Consider the following 9,468-nt stretch of genomic DNA (forward strand, 5'->3'; position numbering starts at 1 on the left):
CCGATTTTCGCTGTTTTTTTAGTGTATGCCCGGTTTTCAACTTCCTGAGAATCGAATATACGAACTAATCTCGAAAAATTCCAGATTATTCTAAAATATTCAATTCTCAGAGGCTTTAATCAGAGGAGTTCTGCAACACCCTCTTTCCATGCCACAGATGATAAATCGTAAGTTCTGCAACACCCTCTTCTATTGCTCTATTTAATACTAAGACATATGTACCGACATATCGGCAAAAGCCCATTAATGCAGTGTCGCACACATGAGTTATTTTATCAGACCGACAATCTTTACAATCTTTACTTTTTAACGTTTTACAACTTTATTAACTCTGAAAAATAGATTATTTTTGTAGCTGTAATTACAAAATAATCACCATGATAAAAGAGATTTTATTAACTTCAATTCTTTCCATTGCATTTGTGTCTCCGCTCATGGCCGGGGAGACAGTAACCTCACCCGACGGTGACATCACTCTGACATTTGAGATAGAGAGCGGAGGCCGTCCCGCCTATTATGTGGATTTCAAGGGGCGGCAGGTCATCAAGCCGTCACGCCTCGGATTTGAGCTTGTCAGCGAGTCGGGCCGCAATTCGTTCAACCATCAGGCCGAGAAGGCCAAAGGGGACGCTTTATCGCTACGCGAGGGTTTTGAGATAGTCAAGACCACGCGCGACTCGGCCGACGAGACATGGACTCCCGTGTGGGGCGAAGAGGCCGAGATACTCAACCGCTACAACTCCATGACTGTCCAACTCAAGCAACCTGAGTTGGACCGGCTGATGAATATCGAGTTTCGAGTGTTTGACGACGGGATAGCATTCCGTTACGATTTTCCCTCGCAGCCCAATCTCAATTATTTCGTGATAAAAGAGGAAAAAAGCGAGTTTGCCATGAACGGCGACCACTGGGCCTACTGGATACCCGGCGACTATGATACACAGGAATATAATTACACCAAGTCGCGACTGAGCGAGATACGCGGTCTGATGCCCTCGAAACTCAATCCCGACAACGCTTCGACCACACCTTTCTCGCCCACAGGCGTGCAGACTGCGCTCCAGCTCAAGAGCGACGACGGGGTGTATCTCAACATCCATGAGGCCGCCACAGTCAACTATCCCACCATGCACCTCAATCTCAACGACACCACCATGACGTTTACATCATGGCTCACCCCCGACAACCAGGGGCGCAAGGGATATATGCAGACCCCTGTCGCCACCCCCTGGCGTTACGTAATCATCACCGACGACGCCCGCGACATACTGGCCTCGCGCATCGCCTATAATCTCAACGAACCTTGCAAAATCGAGGACACCTCGTGGATTAAGCCCGTGAAATATATCGGTGTGTGGTGGGAGATGATTTCGGGAGCCGGCTCGTGGAACTATACCGACGACGTGTATTCAGTGCAGCTCGGCAAGACCGACTACACCAAGACCAAGCCCAACGGCCGCCATAGTGCCAACAACGAGAAGGTGCGCCGCTACATCGACTTTGCCGCCGAGCACGGTTTTGACCAGGTGCTTGTCGAGGGCTGGAACGAAGGCTGGGAAGACTGGTTCGGACAGTCGAAGGACTATGTGTTTGACTTCATCACCCCCTATCCCGACTTTGACATCAAAGCCCTCAACGAGTATGCCCGCTCCAAGGGTGTGAAGCTCATGATGCACCACGAGACCTCAGGCTCGGTGCGCAACTACGAGCGTCACCTCGAGAAAGCCTATCAGCTCATGAATGACTATGGCTACAACTCGGTCAAGAGCGGATATGTAGGCAACATCATACCCCGCGGCGAATATCACTACTCGCAGTGGCTCAACAACCATTATCTCTATGCCATCACCGAGGCAGCCCGCCACAAGATAATGGTCAATGCCCACGAGGCGTCGCGTCCCACCGGACTGGCCCGCACGTATCCCAACTGGATCGGCAACGAGAGCGCGCGCGGCACCGAATATCAGGCTATGGGCGGCAATGACAAGTGGCATACTTCCATACTGCCCTTCACCCGTCTGCAGGGCGGCCCGATGGACTACACTCCGGGCATCTTTGAGTTTGACCTCTCCAAGTTCACCCCCGGCAACAATTCGCGCATCGCCTCGACCATTCCCGGCCAGTTGGCTCTCTATGTGACCATGTATTCGCCCCTGCAGATGGCGGCCGACCTGCCCGAGCATTACGAGCAACACATGGATGCCTTCCAGTTTATCAAGGATGTGCCCGTCGAGTGGGAACGTTCGGTCTATCTCGAGGCCGAGCCGATGGAATATGTAACCATCGCACGCAAGGACAAAAATTCCGACGAATGGTATGTAGGCTCGACCGCCGGCACAGCCGACCGCAAGAGCACCATACAACTGTCGTTTCTTGACCCGGGCCGCAAGTATGAGGCAACAATCTATGCCGAAGCACCCGACGCGAACACTGTGGACGGTCAGCAGCGTTATAATATAACCAAAAAGACCGTGACCTCCAAGAGCAAGCTCACACTCAACGCCCTTGCCGGCGGAGGCTACGCCATATCCATCAAACCTATCGACGCAAAGAAATGAAACATCACTCAGCTCTCTCCATCCGCCTTATGACTATGACAGCACTGCTGTCGGCCGGCGTGGCCATGACCTCGTGTCACTCTTCGTCAGACACAGCCGTGGCCTCCCGGCCCGCCACTGACATGCCCGGAGCCTACCGTAACAGTCTGCCCGGACCGGCCGCACTGCCCAACGCGTGCATTTACCGCACCTCAATCGATGTCGACGCCTATGTGCCTGTGACGGTCAATCCCGTCGACGGCACGCTCATATCCTATCCCGCGCCGTCCGACATCACCGGTGCGTCGATGCCTGTGGTGCTCAAGGACGGCTGGCTGCTCGACCGCCGCGGCGTCAGCCCCAATACACGCTTTGTGCGCTACACCTATTCGCAATATCACGACCTGAGCGAAGCTCCCTCTCCGGCCAAGCTGCTCGAGGCCATCATTCCCGACGCAAGGGTCACCGAAATTGTCGAGCTGCCCTACAAGATAGGGTCAGTGACGCCAGCACAGGTCGACTCCATCATAGCCGGCGGCCTGCAACGCTGTGAGGTGACTTACAAGCTCTAAAAAGAGATACATAAAGACAAAAGTCTCAAAAGAAACAAAAGTTTTTTATTTTCACGGCTGTAAATCATATAGCCTGCAATAAAATAAAAAACTTTTGTTTCTTTTGAGACTTTTGTCTTTATGTATCTCCTTTTTTACTATTTTTGTAGAGTATTTAATCAGCAAAGTAAATGTCACAGTCAGATAATAACAAGCAACGTTTCTGCGAGCTGCTTCGCGCGACAGGTCGCGAAAACATCGAGTATGTCATCGAAGACCTCGAGACCTATGGATTTTTCGAGGCTCCGGCCTCGGTGCGCAATCATCTCAACACCCCCGGAGGACTTGTCGAACACTCTCTCAATGTCTATGACGCGGCTGTCATGCTCCGCGAGGGCATAATCAAGCGTCGTCCCGATATGGAGAAAGCTCTGCCGATGGACGCGCTGACACTTGCCTCGCTGCTCCATGACGTGTGCAAGGCCAATATATATCGCCTGGTGACACGCAAGCGCAAAAACGAGATAGGCATGTGGGAAGAGGTGCAGGAATATGAGGTGAACTATTCTCAGCTCCCCATAGGCCACGGCGAGAAGTCGGTGGTGATGCTGCTGCGCATGGGGCTCGACCTGGAGGACGACGAGATATGCGCCATACGATGGCACATGGGCCCGTGGGCCGTCGAAACCTCTTCGATCGAGCAGGACAAGAGCTATCGTCAGTCGATAGCCAACTCGCCGCTGCTGCCGCTAATCCACACGGCCGACACCATCGCCTCGCAGATATTCGAGCGCAACAGTCTATAACCTGTTACATACCACCCACACGATAGGGCGAAAATCTCACCGCGAGATTTTCGCCCTATCGTGTGGGTGGTATGTACATCTGTCGTTCAGACGATTTTAAGACTGATGATTTCGGTGTCGGCGGCCGAGAGCGCGATGTGGGTGCGCGGACTCAGAGGCAGAGGCGACACGGGGAGCGGGAGAAGCAGGATGTCGCCCATGCGCAGGGTGGTGTAGGTGCTGACGCGCGCGATGACACGGTTGACCTCCGTGTCGGAGGGGAGAGTGAAATCGGGAGGACAGCAAGGCTGACAGTCAGCGGCTATCGTAATGCCTCCGGCCAACTGTGCCGCAGGGAGCCAAGCTCCATGGGTGATGGAGCTGTCAAGCCCCGACAGGACTCCGGGAAGCATGGCCGAAGGGTCGACGGGAATGAAGTGAAGCGCGAGCGAAAAAGAGTCGTAATATCTCGGGGCAAACTTCTCGCTCACACTCTTGCCCAGACGGTTGATGCGTATGGCCAGGAAGAGACATGCATGCCAGTCTCCGCCAAAGTCGGGGTAAAACAAAGGGCGACCCGGCAGCAGGAGTGCCGAGTCGGGATGAAAGTCAATGTCGGATAGAGGCTCAGAGCCTGTCAGTCGTATTATTTTCATTTCTGCTCCATGCGGTTGTACATCAAAGCCAGGTGGGCATAGATTGATGTGTTCTCGATCGTGATTTCGGGAGAGGTCTTGATATGAAACGGCGTGAAGTTCCAGAGAGCCTTGATGCCCGACTCCACACATAGGTCGGCCACCTCGGCCGCATTTTCCACGGGCACGGCTATGACTGCAATCTCGGCGTTCAGAGCCTGGCGGTGCGCTTTGAGCTCGGAGATGTCAAAAACGGGTGTACCACCGATTTCGGTGCCTATCACCTCGGGGTCCACATCAAATCCGGCCACGATTTTCAGGCCGTAGCGCGAGAGACCCGAGTCGGTGATCAGGGCACGTCCGAGACTGCCCACGCCCATCATGACAGCCCGGTGACACTGGTGGAAACCCAGGAAGTCGTTGAGTCCGCGCTCCAGCTCGGCCACCTCATATCCGATGCGGGTCTTGCCCTTGATATTGAGGTAAGAAAGGTCTTTGGCTATCTGCGAAGCATCCACGTTGAGCATCTTTGATATGGCGGTGGAGGATACATGCTCCACGCCCTGTGCGCGCAACCGCTGCACGCTCGCAAGATACCACGGCAGACGGCGTATGGCCGGCTCGGGGACATATGGGGGCTTGGATGATTCCATCGGTCAGACTGTTTTATACCTGTTAATAGCGCAAAAGTACAAATTTTTTGCTAAAAATCATCCCGACATCACAGTTATGCCATGTTTTTTCGCTAATTTTGTTGCTAAAATTTTGTAAATTAAATATTGATGGACCGTAAAGTCAGAGTAAGATTTGCCCCCTCTCCCACAGGCCCCCTTCATATCGGAGGAGTGCGCACTGCCCTTTATAACTATCTTTTCGCCCGCCGTCACGGCGGTGACATGATACTCCGCATCGAGGACACCGACTCTCAGCGTTTTGTGCCCGGAGCCGAGGACTATATCAACGAGTCGCTCGCATGGCTTGGCATAAAGATTGACGAAGGTGTGCGCGAGGGCGGAGCCTATGGCCCCTACAAGCAGAGCGAGCGTCGCGACATCTATCGCGAGCACGTGAAGATGCTTCTCGACGCCGGCAAGGCATATATCGCCTTTGACACCCCCGCCGAGCTTGACGCCGCCCGCGCGGCCACTCCCAACTTCCAGTATGACGCCTCGACACGCCTGTCGATGCGCAACTCGCTCTCCATGCCCGCCGAGGAGGTGAAGGCTCTGATGGATGGCGGCACCCCCTATGTGGTGCGCTTCCTCATCGAGCCGGGACGCGACGTGGTGGTCAACGACCTGCTCCGCGGCAAGGTGACCATCAACTCGTCGATACTCGACGACAAGGTGCTCTACAAGAGTGCCGACGACCTGCCCACCTATCACCTCGCCAATATCGTGGACGACCATCTGATGGAGGTCACCCACGTGATACGCGGCGAGGAGTGGCTCCCCTCGGCTCCGCTCCATGTGCTTCTCTACGAGGCCTTCGGATGGGCCGACACACGCCCCGACTTCGTTCACCTGCCGCTGCTGCTCAAGCCCGACGGCAAGGGCAAGCTCTCCAAGCGCGACGGCGACCGTCTGGGCTTCCCGGTGTTTCCTCTCGAATGGCACGACCCCGCGTCGGGTGCCGTGTCGACCGGCTATCGCGAGTCGGGCTATCTGCCCGAGGCGGTAATCAACTTTCTCGCGCTGCTCGGATGGAGCCCCGGCGATGACACCGAAATCATGTCGATGGACGAGCTTATCAGCAAATTCTCCTTCGACCACTGCTCGCGCGCCGGAGCCAAGTTTGCCTACGAGAAAGGCCGCTGGTTTAACCACGAATATCTTCAGAACACCTCCGACGAGCGTCTGGCCGAGCTGTTCCGCCCCGTGCTTGAAGCCCACGGCGTGAATCCGGCCGACTTCGGCGACGAATACATCACCCGCGTGGTGGGTCTCGTGAAGGGGCGCATCAACTTTGTGGCCGATCTCTGGGACCAGGCCCGCTTCTTCTTCACCGCTCCCGACACCTATGCCGAGAAGGATATACGCAAACGCTGGAAGGAGGAGACTCCCGCCATCCTGACCGAACTCATCGGCGTGCTGCGCGCTCTCCCCTCGTTCAAGGGAGCCGAAGCCGAGCCCGTGGTGCTCAAATGGGTCGAGGACAACGGCTATCATCTGGGCAACGTGATGAACGCCTGGCGTCTGACACTGGTGGGCGAATGCAAGGGCCCCCATATCTTCGACATCACCGAACTGCTCGGGCTCGATGAGACCGTGCGCCGTATGGAGCGCGGCATGGCCGAAATCAAACCGGTGCAGTCATGATCAAGGCAGGCATAATAGGAGGCTCGGGCTATGCGGCCGGCGAGCTGGTGCGCATACTCATCAACCACCCCGACGTAGACCTCAGATGGATACACTCGCGCAGTGTGGCCGGCCAGCGGGTGGTGGATGTGCATCAGGGCCTGCACGGCGAGACTGACATGAACTTCTCGAGCACGTATGACCTCAAGGAGATCGACGTGCTGTTCTGCTGCCGTCCGGCGGGCAAGACGCGCGAGTTTCTCGCCGCCAACGAGGTGCCCGAGTCGCTGCGCATCATCGACCTGTCGCGCGACTACCGCATCTCCGACCCGTCACACGACTTTGTCTACGGACTGTCGGAACTCAACCGCAAACCGATGGTGCGCGGAGCCAGACATGTGGCCAATCCCGGCTGCCTGGCCATGGTGGTGGAGCTTTCGCTCGTGCCGCTGGCCAAAAATCTGCTGCTCAACTCCGACATCCACACCACCGTCATCACCGGGGCCACGAGCGAGGGAGCCGAGGCGCGTCCCACGACCCATTATGCCTGGCGCAACGACAATATGGTAGTTTACAGGCCGTTTCGCCACACCCAGGAGGCCGAGATTGTCCAGACTCTCTCGGCCATGCAGCAGAGCTTCTCGTCAAAGCTCCATATGGTGCCAATGCGCGGACCGTTCTCGCGCGGCATAATGGCTGTGACCTATCTCGACTGCAACCTGGAGTTGCCTGAGATAATCAAGCTCTATCAGGATTATTTCGACGACCACAACTTCACATTTATCACCTCCAAGATACCCGACCTGAAGGATGTGGTCAACACCAACAAGTGTATAATCCACCTTGACAAAATCGACGGCAAGCTGCTCATAACGGCAGTCATCGACAACCTGCTCAAAGGCGCGGCCGGCAACGCTGTCCACTCGATGAACCTGCTCTTTGGACTCCAGGAGACTACGGGGCTGACCATGAAGTCGGTGGCATTTTAAACTTTCGTTTTTTTGAGAAATTTCAAAAAAATCTCTCAAAAAATTTGGAATATACATTTTAAACCTATACCTTTGCCGTGACTTGTAGGGGCAAGTGTCCCCCGCGGGTCACGGCAAATTATTTTGATTCTTCTTAGCGAACTTCAGCTCTACAAAAATTGATTTCCCTAAGCGGAGTACTTTCGTCATAATTGCATAGTTTGAATACCTTTTAGCTCCCCGTGCTCACAGGTTTTTCACCGGAGCGCACTCTTCCACCGGGACCGTATGAAGATACTCCCTTGACTCTACAAATTTTTTCCACTCTCAAAAACAACGTCCAAGCATTACCTGTATCTCCCCCTGTCCCCCCCTTTGGTTCTTACATTATCCATACCGCATAATTATAAACTCCACATCCGATTTGTAAAACAATTCTCCTCTCTTGCTCCTCAAGAGTGTACTTGCGTCTGACATCTCACACTTGACATTCGTATTGTAACACACACATCCACCCTCTCTTACCTTCATGTCCACACGCGTAAGCCACGCTGCCGGTGCATGTCACCGTTACACGTGTACACGTCTCTCAGCCGTATACACGTATGAGCAACGTTTTATCAGCGTCCTCTACTCAAGAAAAATCTTCTTACCGTTGTCTTACCTCGGTGACTACCTAAGATGACCATTTATGTCACCATTTTTTATTTACATGAGAGAACTAAACTGTTTTTACACTGAAGAGCGCGAAAAATAAAGCGCAGCTTCGTACTGACGCTCTGTGGATGAGCCCGTTGAGATGCAAGCATCTCAACGGGCTCTGTTTTTTGATAAAAACGTCCAACCTGCCTGATTTAATCAGTTGTGACAAGTAAAGAGGGTGTTGCAGAACTTACGATTTATCATTTGTGGCATGGAAAGGCCCGTAGGGCCTGTGCGAACTTAGGCCATGGCAAGCATCCGCGTAAGCGGTGCGCAGCCATGGTACAGAATAATTATCCACAGCATGTGCCGCGTAGCGGTACAACAATACAAGCGTATCAAAACGTTAAGTCACAGTGGATTATCATCATGGCATTTTGTGGCACCGTCTTATATCTGTCTTTATACCATGGCTGCGCACCGCTTGCGCGGGTGCTTGCCATGGCCTAAGCTCGCACAGGCCCTACGGGCCTTTCCTTGCCCCTGACGGGTACAAATCAGCTACTAATAGACGTTTTGCAACACCCTCGGTTATCGTGAGAGGGGGCTGTATCAGCTATCGCGCCCGATAATCGGCGTCCTGCCGGACGCCATTATTGTATTGAGTCATTTAACCGGGCACACCTCCGCTTCGCTTCGGTGTACCCTATTAGATTTGCAGTTGCAAAGAAAAGGTTAACTTTGCAGATAGAATCCTTAAAATAATTAACAATTAAAAAAGAAAGAACCTCCTAATGTCGCGTTAGCCTAAGGTGTACCCATGAGCATAGACTCAATTAACCGTTGTAGGTACGACATTATTATCAGGACTAAAGCCAGAGAGTAAATAAAGACATTGGCCTTTTGAATTTATTATCATAGTATCGGCCGTCCTGACCAGGAGATTCTGAAGTCATCTTGACTTTTTGAGTCTGTTAATGTGTTTAAGAAATATCACATGGAATGCCAGGAGATTCCACCCTTTCCAGCTGGAAACCGTTTTATCGAAACGAT

7 protein-coding genes are annotated in these 9,468 nt (G+C 53.5%); 5 read left to right on the plus strand and 2 right to left on the minus strand.

Annotated features, from left to right (window positions below):
• Positions 1–377 precede the first annotated feature (377 nt).
• From QGT73_RS16240 to QGT73_RS16250, 3 genes are all read left to right on the plus strand, one after another.
• The gene (locus QGT73_RS16240) at positions 378–2,558 is read left to right on the plus strand and encodes a glycoside hydrolase family 97 protein (RefSeq protein ID WP_425278418.1); all 2,181 of its coding nucleotides are present in this window, start codon (positions 378–380) and stop codon (positions 2,556–2,558) included.
• Positions 2,555–3,109 carry a hypothetical protein gene (locus QGT73_RS16245; RefSeq protein WP_280123129.1) on the plus strand — a complete coding sequence of 185 codons (555 nt, stop codon included), beginning with the start codon at positions 2,555–2,557 and terminating at the stop codon, positions 3,107–3,109. Before QGT73_RS16240 ends, QGT73_RS16245 begins: the two co-directional genes overlap by 4 nt.
• A 170-nt stretch (positions 3,110–3,279) precedes the next feature.
• Complete coding sequence (locus QGT73_RS16250; protein WP_280123130.1) at positions 3,280–3,894, plus strand: HD domain-containing protein; 615 nt, start codon at positions 3,280–3,282, stop codon at positions 3,892–3,894.
• An 86-nt stretch (positions 3,895–3,980) separates the two neighbouring features.
• On the opposite strand, the gene QGT73_RS16255 is transcribed toward QGT73_RS16250, so the two are convergent.
• Positions 3,981–4,529, minus strand: a complete 549-nt coding sequence (locus QGT73_RS16255; protein ID WP_280123131.1) for a hypothetical protein — start codon at positions 4,527–4,529, stop codon at positions 3,981–3,983.
• Positions 4,526–5,161, minus strand: coding sequence for a redox-sensing transcriptional repressor Rex (locus QGT73_RS16260; RefSeq protein WP_280123132.1), 636 nt, complete (start codon positions 5,159–5,161; stop codon positions 4,526–4,528). The genes QGT73_RS16255 and QGT73_RS16260 overlap by 4 nt, the downstream gene beginning before the upstream one ends.
• A gap of 126 nt (positions 5,162–5,287) precedes the next feature.
• On the opposite strand from QGT73_RS16260, the gene gltX reads away from it, so the two are divergent.
• The gene (gene gltX, locus QGT73_RS16265) at positions 5,288–6,826 is read left to right on the plus strand and encodes a glutamate--tRNA ligase (protein ID WP_280123133.1); all 1,539 of its coding nucleotides are present in this window, start codon (positions 5,288–5,290) and stop codon (positions 6,824–6,826) included.
• Complete coding sequence (argC, locus tag QGT73_RS16270; RefSeq protein WP_280123134.1) at positions 6,823–7,794, plus strand: N-acetyl-gamma-glutamyl-phosphate reductase; 972 nt, start codon at positions 6,823–6,825, stop codon at positions 7,792–7,794. Before gltX ends, argC begins: the two co-directional genes overlap by 4 nt.
• Positions 7,795–9,468 lie beyond the last annotated feature (1,674 nt).

Source organism: Duncaniella muricolitica, assembly GCF_910574735.1.
In the GTDB taxonomy this organism is placed as follows: Bacteria; Bacteroidota; Bacteroidia; order Bacteroidales; family Muribaculaceae; genus Duncaniella; species Duncaniella muricolitica.